Raw genomic sequence first — 19,914 nt, 5'->3', positions numbered from 1 at the left:
ATGTCCTCGGCAAGCCCCCGCATCCCTTCATCGGACGAGGTCAAAACCTTGAGAAGCCTCAGATCCTGGATCGCCGCCTGCACTGCCGCCCTCGCTGTGCTGGCCACGGTGCTGAGCACTCCTGCCGCTCCCGCAGAAGCCGCCCCCAGTGACAGGCCCGCCTTCGCCCCCGGGCCGGCGGAGGCGGCACTGCGCCGCCTCCTCCCCCGGCACGCCGGGCAGTTCGACCTCGTGCCGGTGAGCCGTCCCGCATCCGGTGACTACTTCGCCGTCTCCGGGACCACGGGGCATGTGCGCATCCAGGGCACCAGCCCCGCCGTGCTCCTCAGCGGCGTCAACTGGTACCTCAAGTACACGGCCGAGGTGGACATCGGCTGGCCGGGCGACAGCACGTCGAAGCTCCCGAAGAAGCTCCCGGCACCCGTCGGCACGGTCCACCAGGACGCCTCGGTGCCGCACCGGTTCGCCCTCAACGACACGGACGACGGCTACTCCGGTGCGTACCGGAACTGGGCTTCGTACGAGAAGCAGATCGACGTCCTCGCGCTGCACGGCGTCAACGAGGTGTTCGTGCAGATGGGTGCGGACGCCGTGTACTACGACACCTTCCAGGAGTTCGGGTACGCGAAGAAGGAACTCACGTCCTGGATTCCGGGCCCGGCGCACCAGCCGTGGTGGCTGATGCAGAACATGTCCGGGTTCGGCGGCCCGGTCACCGAGAAGCTGCTGGATCAGCGCGCCGAGCTCGGCCGCAGGATCGCCGACCGGCTGCGCCGGCTCGGCATGACGCCGGTCCTGCCCGGTTATTACGGCACGGTCCCGCCCGGGTTCACGGACCGCAACCCCACCGGCCCCGTGGTCCCGCAGGGCGGCTGGGTCGGTTTCGAACGGCCGGACTGGCTGGACCCGCGCAGCGAGATGTTCCCGAAGGCCGCAGAGGCCTTCTACCGTCATCAGCGCAAGCTGTTCGGCGACTCCGCCATGTACAAGATGGATCTGCTGCACGAAGGCGGCAGGCCGGGCGACGTACCCATCGGGGACGCGGCCAAGGCCGTCATGAATGCCCTGCAGACCGCGCACCCGGGTGCCACCTGGGTCCTGCTCGGCTGGCAGAACAACCCCTCCACGCAGCTCATCGACGCGGTCGACAAGAGCAAGCTCTTCATCGTCGACGGACTCGCAGACCGCTACAACGGCCTGGACCGCGAGGCCGCCTGGCACGGCGCACCCTATGCCTTCGGCACCATCCCCAACTTCGGCGGCCACACCACGATCGGGGCCAACACCGCTGTCTGGACGGCCCGGTTCAATGAGTGGCGCACGAAGCCGAACAGTGCGCTGCAGGGAATCGCGTACCTGCCGGAAGGCACCGGCGGCAACCCCGTCGCATACGAACTCTTCACCGAACTCGCCTGGCGCACCGCCCCGTCGGACCAATCGGCCTGGTTCGCCGACTACGCCGAACGCCGTTACGGCGGCGCCGACCCGCACGCCGCCAAGGCGTGGGAACTGCTGCGGACCGGCCCCTACAGCACCCCGTCCGGCACCTGGAGCGAGTCCCAGGACAGCCTCTTCACCGCACGCCCCGGGCTGACCGTCGGCACGGCGGCCAGCTGGAGCCCGTCGTCCATGCGATACGACGCGTCGACGGTGCAGCAGGCGCTCACGGAGCTGCTCCAGGTCGCCCCCGATCTAAGGAAGTCGGATGCGTACCGCTTCGATGTGGTGGATGTGGCCCGACAGGCCCTGGCCAACCGCAGCCGTACGCTGCTGCCGCAGATCAAGTCCGCGTACGACGGGAAGGACCTCGCCCTGTACCGGCAGCGGACCACGGAGTGGAAGCAGGACCTCGCCCTGCTCGACCGGCTGCTGGCCACCGACCGGCGGTTCATGCTCGGGCCCTGGCTCAAGGACGCCAAGTCCTGGGGCAGCACGGATGCCGAGCGGTCCGCCGCGGAATTCGACGCCCGCTCGGTCCTCACGACCTGGGGACATCGGTCCGGCAGCGAGTCCGGCGGGCTGCGCGACTACGCGAACCGCGAATGGTCGGGCCTCGTCTCCGACTTCTACGCCAAGCGCTGGACGCTCTACCTGGACTCCCTCGACACGGCCCTGGTCACCGGGCAGCCGCCCGCCGCGATCGACTGGTTCGAGCGGGACAACGCCTGGAACCTGGAGCTCAAGAGCTACCCGGTGAAGCCCACGGGCGACCCGGTGGCGCTGGCCGGAACTGTACGCGCATCCCTTCCGGCTCCTGTCGCTCCGACTGCCGGTGACTGATTGACCGGCGCCATGACGTCACCGGCATTCGAGACCATCGCCCCCCGACTCCACCGTCCACCTCGACCGCCTTGCCGCGACCGACCTGGCTCGCGCCTGCAAGAGCCGCATGCTCGACGAACTCGGACTCCGGCCCGGCCACCTCGGCTGCGGCCCCGGCCCGCTCGCCGAGGCCGTCACCGCGGCAGCCGAGGTGATCCGGTGTCGACCACGACCAGGCCACGGTCGACACCGCCGAGCACCGCACCCGCGACCTGAGCACCGTCACGGTCCGACGCGGTGACATCTCCTGCCTTGGACCTGATCCGACGCCAGAAGGGCTTCCTGGGTTATGAGGGCGGTGGAACCCGGAGCCGTGACGGCATGGGCGCCCGCCACCGCGCCCAGGCGGGCGCATTCCAGGGCGTCCCGGCCCGCGAGTCTCCCGTAGAGGAAGCCGCAGACGAAGGCATCACCTGCGCCGTTGGAATCCACCACCGGTGCGGGCGGAACGGCCGCCGGAATGTGGTGCGGGACCGAGCCGCCGTTCCGGGTGAGGACGTAGGAGCCGTCTGCGCCCGCCGTGACGACGACGGTGTCCGCGCGGCCCTCGCGGAGGATCTCCCGCATCAGGGCGGTGGCGTCCTGGCCCGCGCCCGCCGCACTGAGGAAGACGAGGTCGGAGCGGAGCGCGAACTCCCGGTGGTGGTCGGCAAGTCCGTCCCAGTCGTGCAGATCCGTGGAGACGGGGACACCGAGATCCTCGATGTCCCCGTAGAGGAAGCGCGCGAAATTCATGATGGAGAGGTGGACGTGGCGGGTGCGCCGCAGCCGGGGAAGGTAGAAGTCCCGGGGCATCCGCAGATCGGCCGGGTCGCGGGCGTCGTAGAAGGACATCCGGCGTCCGGTCGCGTCCACCAGGTTGACCGCGCGGCGGGTGCCCGCCGCCGAGATCAGCGGGGCGAACTCCACGTCTCCCACAGCCAGCCGCTCGCGCACCTGCGCGCCGGTCCAGTCGTCACCGATGCAGTCGAGCAGCGCGACCTTCAGGCCGAGCGCCCGGGTACCGAGGGCCACATTCCCTCCGGTGTGGCCGGGCCACTCCTCGATCGGCCCGACATGGACCGAGTCGGCGAGCGGTACCGGCAGGGCATCGACGCGGACAATGGTGTCCACCCCGCTGCCTCCGACCACCAAGACGTCGTACTCCGTGTGCTGTTGGATCACCGTTCCCCCTCTCTGTTCCCGCCGCGGCCCAGTATGGCGTGGGTACGGGGTACGGTTCGGCGCTTGTCGCACTCGGACTCGTGAACGCCGCGCCCCCTCCGTGGCCGACGCTGTCCACTGCCGATCCGGTCGCCATACATTCCATGGCTGAGCCGGTCGAGGAGGCATCGACTGTCAGCGATCGGGGTCACGGAGCCCCAGCCCGTCCAGGACCAGGTCGGCCAGGACGCGCGGCAGATCTTCGTCAAGGGGCTCCCGGGTCAGCAGCACCCTGCTGTGAAGGGGGGCGATCAGGGCTTCGAGGGCCACGCGCGGATTCACACCGGTCCGGAGTTCGCCCCGGTCGATGCCGCGTTCGATCATCGTGGCCGCCAACTGGATCCTCGACTGCCAGAACGCCTCGCGGGCCGCGGCCAGTTCCGGATCCTCCACCGTGATCACGGCCGCGCGGGCGAGGGCTCTGCCGAGGGGGCTGTTGAGGTACTCCACCACCGAGGTGGCGAAGAGGTACAGGTCCTCGCGCACCGAGCCGGTGTCCGGCACCGGTACGCGCCGGTCGCTGACGGCGAGCAGTGCGTCGGTGATCAGATTCTCCCGTGTGCGCCAACGCCGGTAGACGGAGGTCTCGTTCACCTCGGCCCGAGCGGCGACGTCGGCAAAGCTGAACCTGGTCACACCGTTCTCGACCAGTGCCTCCACGGCAGCGTCGAGCACGGCTTGGCGGACACGTGCGCCCCGGCCGCCAGGGCGGCGCCGGATCTCGTCCTCGGTCATGTGCATCACTCCTCACACCCATATTAACGCCAAGATTCTTGCTTTTACCCCCGACTTGGGTCATGTTCTTAACACAAGAGTTCATGCTTTTAGCGTCACTCGCGGTGACGCTGCCGCGTTAGGAGTTCGACATGTCGTACATATGGCCGCTGGATCCGCGTGATCTGTTCACCGAGCGCTATCCGCAGATGCTCGGCTTCGGACTGCCCACCCAGGACGTCGACGCGACCCGCGCCACGATCAAGGACATGTGGCCGAACGCACCGGCCGGCTGGGTGCACGAGTGGTCGCAGCTCGCCGCCCGCTACGCCGTCGAAGGCCGGCACGACCTGGCGGCGCTCGCCTACGGCTGGGCGAAGTTCCCCACCCTGACCGACGAGCCCAAGCGCACCGCGCTTGCCCGGCAGGCCGAGCAGTACGAGCTGGCCTCGGCCGGCTTTCCGGTGGACTTCGAGCGCCGGGTCCTCAATGTCCCCTACAAGGGCGGCACGGCACGGGTCACGATCCACATCCTGGCTGCCCCCGGCCTCCCCGCCGACGCGCCCGTCACGCTCGCGAGCGGAGGAGTGGACTCCTGGAAGATGGACCTCCACCCGCTGTGGGTGCCGCTCGCACTTCAGTCCCGTACCCGGATCGTCGCCTTCGACCTCGCCGGCACGGGCGAGACCAGCCACCTCCCCATGACTCACGACGGCGGCACCGAAATCATCGAGGGCCTGATCGCCGAGGCCCGCAGGCTGGGCAACGGCAAGGTGGCGCACCTCGGCATCTCCATGGGCGGCTACTACTCGGCCCGCACCGGCCTCTCGGGCGCGGTGGACGCCTCCGTGGTACTCGGCGGCCCCGTGGAGGCTTCGTTCGCACCCGCTCGCGGATTCGCATTCGGCATGGAGGGAACCGTCGGCAACGCGCTCGGCTTCGACCGGCCCCCGAACCCGGAGGAGCAGTCCGACGCATTCGCCCGCTTCAACCTGCGCCCGCTGCTCGACCAGGACGCTCACACCCCGATGCTCGTCATCAACGGCACCGACGACGTCCATGTCCCCCAGCACGACACCCTCGTCTTCCGGGGCCGCCGTGACACCCGGGTCGAGCTCGTCCCCGGCACGGGACACTGCGCCATCTCCAAGCTCCCGGAAGTCCTGCCCGTCATGGTCGGCTGGCTCGGGCAAACCCTGAACACCTGAACCGTACGAATGAACGCTCCGGTACGCCGCGCGCACCGGAGCGTTCTGATTGCGACGCTTGATCCGGCAGTACTGGGAGAGCAGATCGGCAAAGCGATTGGCGCTTACCGAAGAAAGACAGTGGCTCCGCCCTCCGATGGTCTTGCACGGCTGGCCGACCGTATTGCTCAGCTCGCCCATTGAGGAAAATACGCCGCTGTCGGTGGGCAGAATTTCACCCTTGATCTCTCGTACTCTCGTGACGGTTGATCCTCGGGTCGGCGATGGTGTACTGGAGGCGCTCAGGCGACCAGAGGCCGGTCCTGTGGAGCGATGGGCGCCAAAAGCGCCGTGGAGCCGTTCAGGTAGCGGTCCGTTGCCGCCGCGGCGGACCGTCCCTCTGCGATGGCCCACACCACGAGGGACTGGCCACGCCCCGCGTCACCGGCGATGAACAACCCGCCGGTCCCGGCGCGGCCTGTCCGCTCGGCCGGCTTTGCCGTTTCGGCCGCGAAGGCAGCATTCCGGGCGAAGTTTCCCCGGTCGTCCAGCGTGAGTCCGAGCTGCCGCATCAGGCCGGTGCCCCGTTCGGGACCGAAGAAGCCGAGGGCGAGCAGGACCAGATTCGCCGGGATCACATGTTCCGTCTCCAGCCGCGGCGTTCTGTCCTCGGGCTCCACTTCCGCCAGGCGCAGCGCGCGCACTTTGCCGGACGGGTCCCCTTCGAAGCTGAGGGTGGCGGAGGAGAAGACTCTCGGATCCGCGCCCTCTCGCCCCCGGGCCTCTTCATGAGCATGAGATATCCGATAGACCTTCGGATACACGGGCCAGGGCTCGGCGTCCCGTCGGGTGTCACCGGGCTCGGGGTTGATGTCCAACTGTACGACGGAGGCGGCGCCCTGACGCAGGACGGTGCCCAGACAGTCCGAGCCGGTGTCCCCGCCACCGATGATCACCACGTGTTTTCCCTCGGCGGTGACGACAGGCACGTCGCGGTCGCCCTCCGCCACCCTGTTGGCCAGGGTCAGGTAGTCCATGGCCTGGTGGATGCCGTAAAGCTCACGGCCCGGGACGGGCAGTTCCCGTTGCCCCGTGGCTCCGACGGCGATGACGACCGCGTCGTGTCGCTCTGCGAGCTCGGTGGCGTCGAGATCGCTGCCGACATCCACACACGTGCGGAACTTGGTGCCCTCCGCCCGCATCTGCTCGAGACGGCGATCCAGGTGGCGCTTCTCCAGCTTGAACGCGGGGATGCCGTAGCGCAGCAGCCCGCCGATGCGGTCGGCGCGCTCGTAGACGGCGACGGTGTGACCGGCACGGGTGAGTTGTTGTGCTGCCGCCAGTCCCGCGGGGCCGGAGCCGATGACGGCGACGGTCTTGCCGCTGAGCCGCCCGGGCGGTTGCGGCGTCGTGTATCCGCGCGCCCAGCTCTGGTCGGCGATCGCCTGTTCGACATTCTTGATCGTCACCGGATCGGCATTGATGGTGAGCACGCAGGCGTCCTCACACGGCGCCGGGCACAGCCGCCCGGTGAACTCCGGGAAGTTGTTCGTCGCGTGCAGTCGCTCGGCCGCTGCCCACCAGTCACCCTTCCTCGCGTAGGCGTTCCACTCGGGGATGAGATTTCCCAGCGGGCAGCCGCTGTGGCAGAAGGGTATGCCGCAGTCCATGCAACGTCCCGCCTGCTCGGACACGAGCGGAAGGCGCGCCTGCCCCGCGTAGACCTCGTTCCAGTCGCTCAGCCGCTCCTGGACGGGGCGCGCCGGGACGGGCCGGCAAGGCGTCTTGAGGAAGCCGTAGGGGTCGGTCATGCGCCGCCTCCGTCGCTCACTCGCGGTACACAGGCGTTACGGCCAGACTACGCCTGCACACCACGACGACCACCTGCTCGGTGCAGCGGTTTCAGCGCAAGCCGGGGGGGGGCGCCGACAGGTTGTCGATCACTGGTCGAAGGCGAGTCCGCTCTGCCGGCGGAGCGCACTCCTTGCGCTTCTGTCCTGCCTGGATGTCGCCTGTACGGGTGGTGCATCCCCGGCCACGGCCGTAGCGTCGTTTCAGGAACAACTGCGGAAAGAAGGGCGTCACCGCCACCGACGAGTGCTTCTGACGGGCAGACCGCAGCGCGCGCGGCTGGTCAGGCGTATTTTCGGGGCCGCCCGGGCTGAAAAAGAGGCAGTTGGGGAGCCGATATGCGAAGAGACAAGTTCACAACAGCGGTCATGCTGTGTGCTGCCACAGCACTCGCGGCAGCAGTAGTACCAGCATCCGCATCCGCAGGATCACCCGCGTCCGCCCACGCAGTGGCCGTCGACTGTTTCTCGAAACCGCAAGTACGCCCCGGCGACTTCTTGATCGCCTGTGGCGATGGCAACAACCACCTCATCGGACTTCGGTGGTCCAATTGGGGGCACACGTCCGCTGTGGGCAGGGGACTCGACGCAGTGAATGACTGTCAGCCCTTCTGTGCCGCAGGCAGGTTCCACTCCTACCCCGTCATCGTCAGGCTCGACCGCCCGGATTCCTGGAAGAAGCAACCTGAGCTGAAACGCTTCACCCGGCTGCAACTCACCTACACCGGCGACAGGCCGTCGCAAACGCCGCGGGACGTGACCTACAAGCTCTGGGACTGATGCTCCTGACGCCCCTCGGTCCGCCTCGCCACCTCGTGCCGTGTGCCTCTGCAGTGGGCGGCCACTCATAGGGTGGCGTGCGTGATCGTTCGCGAGGGCGCAGTGAACGCAGGCGATGGCTGGCGGCCGGGCTATCCGGCTGCGGCAGTGGTTTTCGCCATCGGGATGGCCGGGACCACCCTGCCCACACCGTTGTACGGGCTCTACCAGGAACAGATCGGGTTCTCCGAACTGGTGGTGACCGTTGTGTTCGCCGTGTATGCCGTTGCGGTCATCACCGTGCTTCTGGTGGCGGGAAACTACTCCGACGAGGTCGGCCGCAGACCGGTGCTCCTGTGTGCCATGGCTTTGTCGGCCGCGAGTGGGGGCTGCTTCCTCCTGCAGAGCGGTCTGCCTCTGCTCTTCGCGGGGCGGCTGTTGTCCGGCTGCGCGGCCGGCTTGCTGAGCGGTGCGGCGACAGCGGCCGTCATCGAGCTGGCCGGTCCGGGGCAGAAGGCGCAGGCCGGGTTCGCCGCCACCGCGGCGAACATGGGTGGTCTGGGCTGCGGACCGCTGCTCTCCGGCCTCCTCGCGCAGTACACGCCCCGGCCGCTGATGCTGCCGTTCTGGGTCCACCTGGGGCTGGTGGCTGTGGCCTGTGGGATCACCTGGTTCCTGCCGGAGACCGTGGCGGAGCCGAAGCGATGGCCTCCTCTGACGCCGCAGGGAGTCAGGGTGCCTCCCGAGGTGAAGGGTGTGTTCACGTCCGCCTCGCTGGCGGCGTTCGCCGGCTTCGCACTTCTCGGGCTGTTCACGGCGGTCGCGCCGAGTTTTGCCTCGCAGACGCTGGGTGTACGCAACCTGGCTGTTTCGGGCGCCGTTGTGTTCTCCGTGTTCCTTGCTTCGACCGTCGGGCAGTCCTTGACACAACGGATCGGTGCGCGCCTCGCCCTCCCCGTGGGGTGCGGCATCCTCGTTGTGGGCCTGCTGCTTGTGGCGTCATCGCTGATCGCTGAATCCATGCTTCTGCTCGTCCTGGGGGCCCTGTGCGGCGGCGCCGGCCAGGGACTGGCCTTTCGCGCGGCACTCACCCTGGTCAGCGGCGCGGCCCCGGCACAGCATCGTGGCGGCACGATTTCGACGTTCTTCGTCGTCGCCTACACCGGGATCTCGGTCCCGGTGGTGGGGGTCGGCGCCATGGCCACATGGCTCGGGCTGCGCCAAGCCGGGCTGATCTTCACGGGCTGTGTGATGCTGCTGGCGGCAGGCGCGGGAACATATGCTGCGCGCAGGCCGCCGGCGGAGGCGTAACCGCTCAGGACGCCTGCCTGTCGGCGACGAGGGCCGCATGCCGTGCCTCCAGTGCGGCAAGGCGTCGGGACTTGCTGAACCACTCGCCCTTGGAGCGGTGGCCGCCCGCGGCCCGCTTCGTCCCGGGTTCCCCGATCGGGAGGGACAGGCGGTGCCGCAGCGTCCTGATCCCGGCTTCCAGCGTCTGGATGTGGGCGGCCTGGCAACGGCTTCGGTGCGGCAATCCGCCGGCAGCTCGCAACTCCCAGGCGTCCGGGCCGGGTCCGGGCCGTCCCGGGGGCTCCGAGGCGGCCCGGACAGGATGCCGGTGTCTTCCCCCCCGTTGTGGGTCACGGCACGGCAGGCTTGAGCACGACAGGCAGCTCCGCGAGGCCGCGGAAGGCCGGAAACGGAACCTCCATCCAGGGCGCCTGACGCGCGGGGTCCGCCAGGGCCGCCCTCGGGAAACGGCTGAACAGACCCGTGAGAGCGAGTTGCGTCTCCAGTCTGGCCAGAGGTGCTCCCAGGCAGTAGTGGATGCCGTACCCGAACCCCAGATGGGCACTTCGCGCATTCGCCGGTCGCTTCACATCGAACTCGTCCGGAGAGTCGAATTTCAGCGGGTCGCGGTTGGCCGAACTGAGCGCGATCTGCACCAGGGAGCCCTTCGGGATCCGCGCCCCGGCGATCTGTACGTCCTCGGTCGCATAGCGGAACGTGGCGCTCTCCACCGAGCCGTCGTAACGCAGCAACTCCTCCACCGCCTGTCCGACCAGCTCCGGGTTCTCCTGCACGGCACGGAGCTGCGCAGGATGGGTGAGGAGATGGTGGACCGCGTTGCCGATGAGGTAGGCGGTTGTCTTGTGACCCGCGAACATCAGCAAAAACGCGGTCGAGATCAGCTCCTGCTCGGTGAGCCCTCCGTTTTCGTCCCGGGCCGCGGTGAGCGCGCTGAGCAGGTCCTCACCCGGGCGGCTGCGCTTGCGCGCGAGGAGATCCGCGAAGTACGCGTGCAGGTTCTCCTCCGCTTTCTGCTGGGCCTGCTTGGATTCCTTGCTGAATCCTGTCTGCGCCACCGTGGTGGACAGGCCTTGCAGGTCCGACCGTTCGTCCGGCGGCACGCCGAGCAGTTCACAGATCACGATGATCGGCAGCGGGAACGCGAACGCGGGCAGCAGGTCGACCGGTTCGCGGGTCGCACAGTTGTCCAGCAGCGTATCGACGATGTCCTGGATCCGCGGCCGCAGCGACTCCACGCGACGCGCGGTGAACGTGGAGTTGACGAGCTTGCGCAGCCGGGTGTGCTTGGGCGGGTCGGAGTTGAGCATGTGGTCGTCCAGCGCCACGGACGAGTCACCGAAGATCCTCCGGTAGGCGTCCATGGCCCCGTACATGTCCTTGCTGAGCCGCGGATCCGCCAGGGCCGCCCTCGCGTCCTCGTACCGCGTGATCAGGTACGTGTCGATGCCGTGCGGCGGCCGCATGGGGCAGACGGGTGCCGTGTCCCTGAGGCTCGCGTAGACCGGGTGCGGGTTCCGTCGGAACTCGGGGGTGCACCGCTCGGCTGCGGCGACCGGATCGTCCACTGTGGTCACGGACGGCTCCTGAGGTCGAAGAGGGCCTCGGCGTTGCCGCCGAGAATGAGCTGCTGGGACGCCTTGTCGATCGGCAGCTTCTCGATCATGTGCATGAACTCCTCCAGGGGCACGGACATCGGCGGCGAGTCGGTGCCGAACAGCATCCGCTCCGGCCCCAGCACCTCCGCGTTGAGGCCCAGGTGCGCCGGGCTGAATGTGCTGGTGTCGACATACATGCGCTGGAGTGCGCCGCCCGGGTCGGCCGACGGCGGAGTGGAGGATGGAGCCGGGGCCGAGGACGGCGCCGGCGGCTTGCCCCCGCCCCAGTGCCGGGGACGCGCCGCTGTCTGCAGGCGTTCCGGCAGCAGCGCCAGCGCACCGCCGCCGGTGGCACCGATCAGCCGCAGGCCCGGATATTTGTCCAGCCACCCCGCGAACGCGATCATGGCCATGCCCATGGTGACGTCGCCGAACCGGCCGATCTGCTCGACGAAGCCGAAGTCGTCGACCCGGTCCGTGCCGATCGGTTCGGCCGGGGCGTGCACCAGGACCGGCACTCCCGTCTCGGCGGCCAGCGCGAAGAATGAGTCGGCTCGCGAAGAGCCGAGCAGTTCGCCGTGGACGCTGGAAGTGGTGATCAGGCCGACGAAGGCGGGATCCGCCAGCGTCTCCCGGACTCCTTCCAGGTGATCGTCGTCGCCGAACGGGTTGGCGTACACGTACCCGCGCAACTGGTCCGGGAAAGTGGCGATCAGGCCCGACATCCAGGCGTGGAAGCCTCGGAGCCGGTCCCGTGGTTGCGAGTAGTTGTCGACGCCCGGAACCCGCGCCATGGCGCCGGCGCCGACCGGGCTGCCGATGATGGTGAGGTCGATGCCGGCCTGGGCGCGGGCGGCCAGCATTCCGTCGACGTCGGTCAGGCTGGGAGGCATGGGGAAGCTTCGGGCGGCCTCGGGTGGGGACAGATGTCCGTGGATGTCGATGATCACGTCTGAGTTCCCGGGTTCGGTGTGAGTGCGTGGACGACCGCGACACAGTCCTCGTCCCCGTGTCCCTGGTCGATGGCGTGGACGTGGGTCTGTGCGGCCGCGGCGACGAGAGGGAGCCGCAGTCCGGCCGCAGCCGCCTGGTCCGCGGCGAGCAGGAGGTCCTTGGCCATCAGGCTCAGCCGGAAGTCGGGCTCGTCGAAGCGCCCGGCTGCCAGCCGCTTGGACTTGAACGACATGACGGGCGAGGCGAAGCCACTGCCGGCGATCGTGCCGAGGACGAGCTTCCGGTCGAGTCCGGTGGCGGCCGCCAGTTCGACGGCCTCGGCCAACGCCTGCACCTCGATGCCCATCAGCAGGTTGAGGAGCAGCTTCATCCGCATGCCGGAACCGAGTTCGCCGAGGTGGACGACCTCCTTGCCCAGCAGTTCGAGCAGCGGGCGCCCGGCGGTGAAGACCCGCTCCTCGCCGCCGACGAACAGCCGCAGCTCACCGCTGTGGGCGTGCTCCCGGTTGCCGAGCATGCCGACGTCCAGAACGGAGTGCATGTCGCCGGTGAGGCGGACGACCTCTTCGGGGGCGACCGTGCTGGCGCAGACCAGGGCACCGGGGTACGGGCCCCCGGTCATGATTCCGTCCGGTCCGTGCAGCACGGCGGCGAGGGCTTCGCCGTCGGTCACGGTGCAGATGGCGGCGCTCGTGCCCTCGACGGCATCGGCCGGATGGACTGCGGCGACGGCGCCGGCCCGGGCGAGCGGTTCGGTCCGCCCCGCGGTGCGGTTCCAGACACGCACCTGTACGCCCTGCTCAAGAAGGCGCGTGGCCAGGCCGGTGCCCATGGTGCCGAGTCCGAGGACGGCGACGGGGCCGGTGGTGGGGTGCGTCATGCCTTCACCCCCACGGTCTCCTGAATGACCCGGTATCGCAGCGACTGGGTCTGATCGACCCAGTGGCGCAGCGGGGTCAGCAGTGCGCGATGGTCCTCGCCCTGTTGCCAGGCGAAGAAGTGGTCGGGCGTCTCCCACTCGCTGGTGATCACCCACTGGCGTGAGTCGTCGATGGGTTCTCCGAGCCGGTCGATGATGTGCCCCGGGACGCTGGCGACGGACTTCCGTATTTGCTCGTACGCCTCCAGAAACCCTTGCTCACCGCCCTCGATGACGTGGACCGTGTACACCACGGAAAGCCTGTCGGCCGAGCGGCCGTTCTGCTCAGCGTGCATGTCTTCTCCTGAAGGCCGAGATCTGTAAGAGCACGACTCCCACAGACTCATGACCCCCGTGGCCACGCAACTCCGGCGTGGCCACAACCCAATGGAGAGAAGGCAGCTCCCACGTTTACCGGCGCGGTCGGGTGAGATCGGAAGGGCAACCGACTCGACGGCGAAGTTCCACGTGGCGAACATCCTGACCAAGCTGAATGTGGAATCGAGAGGCGAGGCAGCAGCTCTGGCCCGAGCAGTGCGAACAGCAACAGCAACGCCCCGCGGTGGAGGCCGTCAGGGTGGGCGGTCTCCATGGTGGCGCCCTGGATGCAGGACGGGATTGCGGTGGATCGCGACGAAAGCGGCGTCGTCCCCCAGACGTCCGCCGGCATGGGTGAGGAGGTCGCCTCGCAGGTGGTGCAGGAGTGCCTCCGGGGAGCTCTCGGCCCACCGGGCGGCCCGTTCCGCGAACGGGTAGAAGTCTCCGTCTCGGTCGCGTGCTTCGATGACGCCGTCGGTGTAGAGGAGGAGCGTGTCTCCTTCCTCAAAGGTGAACACGTCAAGGGCATAGCCCGTCGGCCCCATGCCGCCCACCCCCAACGGGGGCGCGGGGTGCAGACTCGGAACTGTGACGGAGTGCCCTGGGCTCAGCAGCAGCGGTGCAGGGTGTCCACAGCTGGTCATGCTGCTGATGTGGCCACGGTCGGGGATCTCCAGCAGCAGGGCGGTGGCGAAGCGTTCCCCGGCCTCCTCTTCCGGCTCGAAGTCGGCCTGGTAGCGGGTGACGCTCTGTTCGAGGGCTGCGGCCAGTGCGGGCAGGGCGGTGTGCTGGTGGGCGGCCTCGCGGAAGGCGCCGAGCAGAAGGGCGGCTTCTCCGATGGCGGCCAGGCCCTTGCCTCTCACGTCACCGATCAGCACCCGCGTTCCGCCTTCGATGCGGGTGGTTGCGTACAGGTCACCGCCGATCTGGGCCTCGTCCTCGGCAGCCAGGTACAGGCAGGCGATCCGTAGCGGGCCGATACGGTCCGGGAGCGGCCACAGCAGGACGTGCTGCGCGGCTTCGGCCACCGACCGCACCTGGGCGAGCTCCCGTCTGCGCCGCTCTCGTACCACGCAGAAGCACACGATCAGGGCCGAGAGCCCAGCGAGGGCGGCGATCTGCACCACCCAGTTCCGGGAGGACAGCACGCCTAGCTGCAGGCCTATGTATGCCTGGGCCGCCACGGCGAGGAGCCCGATCACTCCGGTCAGCAGAGGACCGGCGAATGAGGCAGTGATCGCGGGCGCGATGACCAGCAGTGGTCCCAGATGAACGTCCGCCGGTACGAAGATGTCCACGACTGTGATCACGATGATGAGCACAACAGGAATCGCCGGCAAGGCGTGGCTCGGCCGCCATGACTCCCGCAGACCCGCAAAACGTCCACTGAGGCCCACGTCTCCACAGTGCACCGCCGCCGGGCGGCTGACGAGTCGGCCAGGTGCGGCCGGGCCCGGTGAGCTCCTCGCCACGTGCTGGGGGCTGATCGCGGAGCTCCCGCTGACGCGTCGTGGACGTGCTGCCCGACCGGACGAAGCGTTACGCTCAGTTTGTACGCATTCGTTCCGACTGTGGAGGCGGCCATGAGCGAGAACGACGAGTACCCAACGCCGTCGCAGGCCGAGGGCGAGAGGCTGGAAGAGGACATGAATCCGGCCGAGGAGCGGCACCCCGCCACGACGCGGACCCAGCCGTCCCAGGCGGAGGGTGAGCGCCGCGCGGAGGACACGGAGACCTGACAGAGGCAGCAGCTGTACGGTGGCGGCTCCTCGCCGGCTCGCGCCGGAGGGGGCTCCACGCGTGCCCCGCCGCGAGGCCTGCTGGGCGGCTCATTCCAGGGCGGGTCCGAGACCGAGCACGGCGCGTCAAGTCCAGCATTTCCGCACGTCGGGCCCCCATCGCCAGGACCGCGGCGATCTGCCCGGTCCGGTCACTGCAGCACGGCGATGCCGCCGCCGAGGTCGTCCCTGATCGAAGGCAACGCGACGTTGGCCACGAGGGCATCGAGCGTGATCGCGAAGAAGCGGAACACGGCCGCAGGCAGCGCCCCGCCGACGCCGGCTGCCCCGGAACGTCGCCGACAAGTTGCCGGGCCGGGGTGACAAGGACAGACATGGGGAACCCCCGCGGAAGGAAGAAGATCTTCAACGAGCATCCAGCCTGCTGTCCGCACCCGCTCCCCGGCAGAACGCGCTGTGCCGGGGAGCGGCGTTCCGGGGTGTGATACGGCCCCTCACACGCCTGCCTCCCAGGTCAGGGCACCGCCACACGCTGAAAGCCGTGGCATGTGAGCAGCACGGCGGCAGCGGCCGCTCCGAGCTGCGATGCCTCCCGCCCCCTCCCCCGCCGACGTCCGCCTCCCCGGGGCCACGGTCGGCGCCGCCCGGCTGGGCACCCTGGCCACACCGCCCCGAAGGCCCCTGGCCCTACCGAGCGGTCGTCCGGGCACCGGCCGACCGGCCTCCGGACCGGCCGGCACCTCGCGCGGGCGCGGCGGTCCGCATGCGCGGGACGACGCTTGCGCCCCCATGCTTGGTGGGAGGCGCAGATGCCCATTCGGAGAGGAGTGCCCGACATGATCCGTCGCAAGTGTGCGGCCCTCGGCACAGCACTGCTGACCGCCGGGGCTTTGGCGACGACGACGCACGATGCGGCCGCCGCTGAGGAGACATGCTCCTACACGTCCTCCACCGACCGTCCCGCGCTCAGGTACATGAACACCGGTCTGTCCGTGAAGCAGGCGCAGTGTCTGAGCAATGTGTGGGGCGGCGTTCCGAAACTCGCGGTGGACGGGGTCTTCGGCTCAGCCACGTCGAAGAAGATCATCTGGATTCAGGGGTGCCACGGTCTGGACAGAACCGGGGTTGTCGAGGAGGACACCTGGCAGGTGCTTTACCACCCCGCACTGGACTGCTACGACCCGTATCCGCAGTGAGCTGCCCAGGCTTGGCCGGGACTGCTGCCGGTCGAGCCGTCGGCATCGATCGAGGTCGGCCGCGCCCTGCCCGGCGGGCTGCGATGTGCCGCCATCTCGTACTGCGTGAATCGACAGGGCCTGTGCGAGCGCCCGACCGATGACGTGCCGTACTGCCGACTCTCGCTGCCTTGAATGCGACGGACAAGGCAATACCGGCGGTGCGTCCTACGGCCGCAGCGTCGCGGTGAGGAACGTGGTCGTGCGGTGCGGCTTGCGGCCAGGGCATGAACCACTCGCCGACTCGTTCGTGGTGGAAACGGTGTGATGCGTCGGGTAACCCGGTGTACAGCCAATTCCGCTGCCGGGGGCGGCAACCGATACCGATCGGCATCGGTTGCCGCCCCGCCTGCCGGGACGCCGGATCGGACAGTCTGCCGAGATCAGACCGCCGGGGCCGGGTAGGTCGGGTACTCCACCCCGGAGACATGCTGGACGACGCGGATGACCTGGCAGGAGTAGCCGAACTCGTTGTCGTACCACAGGTAGAGGATCGCGTTGTCGCCGTCGACCTTGGTGGCGCCGGCGTCGACGATCGAGGCGTGGCGCGAGCCGATGAAGTCGCTCGACACCGCGTCGGGGGCAGTTGTGAAGTCGATCTGGCGCTTGAGCGGCGAGGTCAGTGACACGTTGCGGAGGTAGTCGAGAACCTCCTCGCGGGTGGTCTCGCGCCCGAGCCGCAGGCTGAGGATCGCGATCGAGACGTCCGGCACCGGGACACGGATCGAGCTGCCGGTGATCGGCGCCTTGAGGTCGGGCAGCGCCTTGGCGACGGCGGAGGCGGCACCGGTCTCGGTGATGACCATATTGAGCGGCGCCGAGCGGCCGCGGCGGTCGGAGCTGTGGTAATTGTCCAGCAGGTTCTGGTCGTTGGTGAACGAGTGGACGGTCTCCACGTGGCCGCGCAGGACGCCGTACTCGTCCGCCATCGCCTTCAGCGGCGGGACGATCGCGTTGGTGGTGCAGGACGCGCAGGACAGGATCTGCTCATCCGGCTTGATCGTGTCGTGGTTGACGCCGTGCACGATGTTGGGGACGTCACCCTTGCCCGGCGCGGTCAGGACGACCTTTTCGATGCCGGGGCGCAGGTGCTTGGACAGGCCCTCGCGATCGCGCCACTTGCCGGTGTTGTCGATGAGGATGGCGCCCTTGATGCCGTACGCCGTGTAGTCGACCTCCGACGGATCGTTGGCGTAGATCACCTTGATCTCGTTGCCGTTGGCGATGATCGTGCTGTTCGCCTCGTCAACGGTGATCGTGCCCTGGAACTGGCCGTGGATGGAGTCGCGGCGCAGCAGCGAGGCGCGCTTGACGAGATCCTCGTCGGCCCGGCCGCCGCCCCCGCGGACGACGATGGCGCGCAGACGCAGGCCGTTGCCCGAGCCGGCCTTCTCGATGAGCAGGCGGGCGACGAGGCGGCCGATGCGGCCGAACCCGTAGAGCACGACGTCACGCGGCTCGCGGCGCTCGATCTTGTCGGCACCTGTGGCACCGCCGACGGCCTCGGCGGTGAACTCCGCCACCGAGAGACCGCGGCCGTCGGTCTTGTACGTCGCGGCAAGCATGCCGATGTCGATCTGGGAAGGACCGAGATCGAGCGCGGCAAGAGCCTGCAGGAACGGCAGCGTCTCGGTGACCGAGAGTTCCTCACCGGCGATCTGCCGGGCGAATCGGTGGGTCTTGAGAATGCTGACCACCGACTTGTTCACCAAGGAGCGGCTGTAAAGCAGGACTGTGACGTCCCGCTCCCGGTGCAGCTTCCCGATGACGGGGATCATCGACTCCGCGATCTCCTCGCGGTTCTTCCAGTTGGTGAACGAGTCGTCATTGACAGTCACAGGCTTATCTTTCGAGCTAGGCGGCGCTCATATGCTAACCCCCCGCCACTTTGATCATTCAATCGGTGCCACCCGAGCGGGATGTCGCAATCGGGTTCCCCGGCCCACTGCGCGGTGACAGCAGCCATCACCACAGCCCCCGCCGGCACGGTGCCCAAGCGCGGGATGCGCCGGGCCGGAACGGACTCCGGACCTACGGAACAGCGAGCCGGGGATTTCCGACAGGAGCCACCCGGCGTGATCGGCGACGAGCCGGCCGCAGGATCGAATGCTCCCGGAGCGGGCCGAGCATCACGATGTGCCCCGTCGGCGCGCCCGCGCATCCCCCGCCAGGACGTGGGCCACCCCTGCCGCCTCGGCATTCGATGGCGCCGCTTCAAGGGCTGCCGATTTGACGAACATCACATATTGACAAAGTTCCCATATCGGACATTTCGCCCCAAATATTCAAGATCCCTGATTTCGGGCCACGTATGGTCGCCGTGGCCTATGAATTGGGATCCGATCCGGTGTCGCTGAGCCCCGATTCCCATTCATCGATTCTCCGCGGCCCGAACAGATGCCAGGGCGGCCACCTGCTGCAGCCCACTCCCCTGAGCGGTTGTAAGCAAACGCAGCGGGAGCCCGGCTCTCAGCCGGTCGCGCGAGGTCCGGCGAGATGACCTACGGCACACAGCGAGACAGGACAGAGCCTTCATGCATGGATCACACATATTGACCTGCTCGCGGCGCGGCCTGGCCACTGCCCTGGCCGCAAGCTCATTGCTCACCGTATTCGCCTTGGCAACCCCGGCGTCGGCCGGCACCGCCAGTGCCACGGCGGGCGGCTCGAAGGTCGTCTGTACCTCGAAGAAGCCAGGACTGGCCTCCGAGCTGTCCCACGACATAGCCGGGGCTTTCAACGGGCGACAGGGCACATGGTCGCTGGCCCTCTACGACCGGATCACCGAAACCACCTGTGAGCTCAAGGCCGACACGTATTTCGACTCCGCCAGCGTGGTGAAGGTTTCGGTGCTCGGAGCACTGCTGCGGCAGGCCGAGGAGGCACACCGGAAGCTGACTCCGCGGGAGGTGAAGCTGGCCACTGCCATGATCACCAAGTCGGACAACGACTCGACCTCCGCCCTCTGGCACCAGATCGGTTCCGCCGGCTACAAGAAGTTCCTGACTCTGGCGCAGATGCGGCACACCGTTCCCGCTGCAGGTAAGAGCTGGGGCCTCACCCAGATCACCGCCGGCGACCAGCTCCGGCTCATGCAACTGCTGACAACGGAGAATGCGGTGCTTACCCCCTCCTCGCGCAGCTACGCTCTCGGTCTGATGAATCACGTCACCCCCGACCAGAGGTGGGGGGTGCCCGCCGGGTCACCCGCCACGACATCCGTGCACGTCAAGAATGGCTGGCTGCCGCGCACCACCGGCGGATGGCGGGTGAACAGCGTGGGCGCCTTCACCGGCGGTGGTCACGACTACGGCATGGCTGTGCTCTCGACCGGCAATCGCACGATGGAGTATGGCGTCGGCACAGTCGAAGGAGCGGCCCGCATCATCCATCGTGACCTGACGGGTGCCGCTTGACGGCAAGCCGTTGAGCGGAAGGCGCTTGCTCCGAATGATCCTCTGGGCATCGGCTACAGCATCTTCCTGATGGATCGCGTACGTGAGGAGAGCGAGCGGCTCGGCCATGCCCGTGGCGTCCTGGAGGGCCTGGCCGGCACCGGTGGCGTCATCACCTCGGTCGGTGTCGTGCTCGCCGCGCCCTTTGCAGGGCGAAACGATCGCGCCCGCCCCGCCCACGTCGCAGGGCGTGGGTGCAGCCGCTGGTGCCTCACCGGTCCGGTGGTCCATCAACGACGCCTGTGCCGGCTCTGTTCGGCTTTCACGGTGTGGGCCGGCTGAAGGCCGGATCCCATGTGAGCCGAGCGAGGTGGGCATCCAAAGGCTGAACCCGCCCGGGCAGGGCTTCCCGG

The 19,914-nt window shown here is 68.5% G+C and carries 16 protein-coding genes and 2 pseudogenes; 8 read left to right on the top strand and 10 right to left on the bottom strand.

From position 1 onward, the window contains the following. Positions 1-48 precede the first annotated feature (48 nt). Positions 49-2,280, top strand: a complete 2,232-nt coding sequence (locus ACIPEK_RS21480; RefSeq protein WP_401998322.1) for an alpha-N-acetylglucosaminidase — start codon at positions 49-51, stop codon at positions 2,278-2,280. A gap of 264 nt (positions 2,281-2,544) precedes the next feature. Here ACIPEK_RS21480 and ACIPEK_RS21475 read toward each other — a convergent pair whose 3' ends face one another. After that, positions 2,545-3,486, bottom strand: coding sequence for a carbohydrate kinase family protein (locus ACIPEK_RS21475; RefSeq protein ID WP_401998319.1), 942 nt, complete (start codon positions 3,484-3,486; stop codon positions 2,545-2,547). A gap of 174 nt (positions 3,487-3,660) precedes the next feature. Next, complete coding sequence (locus ACIPEK_RS21470; RefSeq protein WP_383072063.1) at positions 3,661-4,260, bottom strand: TetR/AcrR family transcriptional regulator; 600 nt, start codon at positions 4,258-4,260, stop codon at positions 3,661-3,663. Positions 4,261-4,391: 131 nt separating this feature from the next. Between ACIPEK_RS21470 and ACIPEK_RS21465 the strand changes: the two genes are divergently transcribed. Next, entirely contained in the window at positions 4,392-5,447 is a 1,056-nt protein-coding gene (locus tag ACIPEK_RS21465) for an alpha/beta hydrolase (RefSeq protein ID WP_401998315.1), read from the top strand. Between the two features lie 281 nt (positions 5,448-5,728). On the opposite strand, the gene ACIPEK_RS21460 is transcribed toward ACIPEK_RS21465, so the two are convergent. Then, positions 5,729-7,237 (bottom strand): glutamate synthase subunit beta, encoded by a 1,509-nt coding sequence (locus ACIPEK_RS21460; RefSeq protein ID WP_401998312.1) that lies wholly within the window; start codon positions 7,235-7,237, stop codon positions 5,729-5,731. 630 nt (positions 7,238-7,867) lie between these two features. Here ACIPEK_RS21460 and ACIPEK_RS21455 point away from each other — a divergent pair. Continuing rightward, positions 7,868-8,056: a hypothetical protein gene (locus tag ACIPEK_RS21455; RefSeq protein WP_401998309.1), complete on the top strand. Its 189-nt coding sequence runs from the start codon at positions 7,868-7,870 to the stop codon at positions 8,054-8,056. Positions 8,057-8,137: 81 nt separating this feature from the next. After that, the gene (locus ACIPEK_RS21450) at positions 8,138-9,346 is read left to right on the top strand and encodes an MFS transporter (RefSeq protein WP_401998306.1); all 1,209 of its coding nucleotides are present in this window, start codon (positions 8,138-8,140) and stop codon (positions 9,344-9,346) included. A 13-nt stretch (positions 9,347-9,359) separates the two neighbouring features. On the opposite strand, the pseudogene ACIPEK_RS21445 reads toward ACIPEK_RS21450, so the two are convergent. From ACIPEK_RS21445 to ACIPEK_RS21420, 6 genes and pseudogenes are all read right to left on the bottom strand, one after another. Beyond that, positions 9,360-9,554, bottom strand: a pseudogene (locus ACIPEK_RS21445) (IS200/IS605 family accessory protein TnpB-related protein); the annotation flags it as partial. 121 nt (positions 9,555-9,675) lie between these two features. Beyond that, complete coding sequence (locus tag ACIPEK_RS21440) at positions 9,676-10,920, bottom strand: cytochrome P450 (RefSeq protein WP_401998303.1); 1,245 nt, start codon at positions 10,918-10,920, stop codon at positions 9,676-9,678. After that, positions 10,917-11,891 carry an amidohydrolase family protein gene (locus ACIPEK_RS21435; RefSeq protein WP_383072057.1) on the bottom strand — a complete coding sequence of 325 codons (975 nt, stop codon included), beginning with the start codon at positions 11,889-11,891 and terminating at the stop codon, positions 10,917-10,919. Before ACIPEK_RS21435 ends, ACIPEK_RS21440 begins: the two co-directional genes overlap by 4 nt. Then, a complete protein-coding gene (locus ACIPEK_RS21430) occupies positions 11,888-12,775 on the bottom strand; it encodes an NAD(P)-dependent oxidoreductase (protein WP_401998300.1) in 888 nt (295 codons plus the stop codon). Before ACIPEK_RS21430 ends, ACIPEK_RS21435 begins: the two co-directional genes overlap by 4 nt. After that, a complete protein-coding gene (locus tag ACIPEK_RS21425; protein WP_401998297.1) occupies positions 12,772-13,110 on the bottom strand; it encodes an antibiotic biosynthesis monooxygenase family protein in 339 nt (112 codons plus the stop codon). Before ACIPEK_RS21425 ends, ACIPEK_RS21430 begins: the two co-directional genes overlap by 4 nt. Before the next feature lie 276 nt (positions 13,111-13,386). Continuing rightward, positions 13,387-14,502, bottom strand: coding sequence for a PP2C family protein-serine/threonine phosphatase (locus ACIPEK_RS21420; RefSeq protein ID WP_401998638.1), 1,116 nt, complete (start codon positions 14,500-14,502; stop codon positions 13,387-13,389). Positions 14,503-14,715: 213 nt separating this feature from the next. Between ACIPEK_RS21420 and ACIPEK_RS21415 the strand changes: the two genes are divergently transcribed. Together ACIPEK_RS21415 and ACIPEK_RS21410 are read left to right on the top strand one after the other, a co-directional pair. After that, complete coding sequence (locus ACIPEK_RS21415) at positions 14,716-14,871, top strand: hypothetical protein (protein WP_189277832.1); 156 nt, start codon at positions 14,716-14,718, stop codon at positions 14,869-14,871. An 836-nt stretch (positions 14,872-15,707) separates the two neighbouring features. Beyond that, entirely contained in the window at positions 15,708-16,067 is a 360-nt protein-coding gene (locus tag ACIPEK_RS21410) for a peptidoglycan-binding protein (RefSeq protein ID WP_383072052.1), read from the top strand. 422 nt (positions 16,068-16,489) lie between these two features. Here ACIPEK_RS21410 and ACIPEK_RS21405 read toward each other — a convergent pair whose 3' ends face one another. After that, positions 16,490-17,944: a glyceraldehyde-3-phosphate dehydrogenase gene (locus ACIPEK_RS21405; protein WP_383072051.1), complete on the bottom strand. Its 1,455-nt coding sequence runs from the start codon at positions 17,942-17,944 to the stop codon at positions 16,490-16,492. Between the two features lie 780 nt (positions 17,945-18,724). Between ACIPEK_RS21405 and ACIPEK_RS21400 the strand changes: the two genes are divergently transcribed. Together ACIPEK_RS21400 and ACIPEK_RS21395 are read left to right on the top strand one after the other, a co-directional pair. After that, entirely contained in the window at positions 18,725-19,522 is a 798-nt protein-coding gene (locus ACIPEK_RS21400; protein ID WP_401998292.1) for a serine hydrolase, read from the top strand. A gap of 42 nt (positions 19,523-19,564) precedes the next feature. Next, positions 19,565-19,711: pseudogene (locus ACIPEK_RS21395) on the top strand (MMPL family transporter); the annotation flags it as partial. Positions 19,712-19,914: the final 203 nt, after the last annotated feature.

Origin of the sequence: Streptomyces sp. NPDC088246 (genome assembly GCF_044741025.1) — a bacterium.
Taxonomy (GTDB): Bacteria; Actinomycetota; Actinomycetes; order Streptomycetales; family Streptomycetaceae; genus Streptomyces.
This window is presented reverse-complemented; position numbering and strand designations above follow the sequence as displayed.

Coding starts and splice junctions, on each gene's coding strand:
- ACIPEK_RS21470 (WP_383072063.1), bottom strand. CDS start 4,260: ATGACCGAGGACGAGATCCGGCGCCGCCCTGGCGGCCGGGGCGCACGT.
- ACIPEK_RS21465 (WP_401998315.1), top strand. CDS start 4,392: ATGTCGTACATATGGCCGCTGGATCCGCGTGATCTGTTCACCGAGCGC.
- ACIPEK_RS21460 (WP_401998312.1), bottom strand. CDS start 7,237: ATGACCGACCCCTACGGCTTCCTCAAGACGCCTTGCCGGCCCGTCCCG.
- ACIPEK_RS21430 (WP_401998300.1), bottom strand. CDS start 12,775: ATGACGCACCCCACCACCGGCCCCGTCGCCGTCCTCGGACTCGGCACC.
- ACIPEK_RS21425 (WP_401998297.1), bottom strand. CDS start 13,110: ATGCACGCTGAGCAGAACGGCCGCTCGGCCGACAGGCTTTCCGTGGTG.
- ACIPEK_RS21415 (WP_189277832.1), top strand. CDS start 14,716: ATGAGCGAGAACGACGAGTACCCAACGCCGTCGCAGGCCGAGGGCGAG.
- ACIPEK_RS21410 (WP_383072052.1), top strand. CDS start 15,708: ATGATCCGTCGCAAGTGTGCGGCCCTCGGCACAGCACTGCTGACCGCC.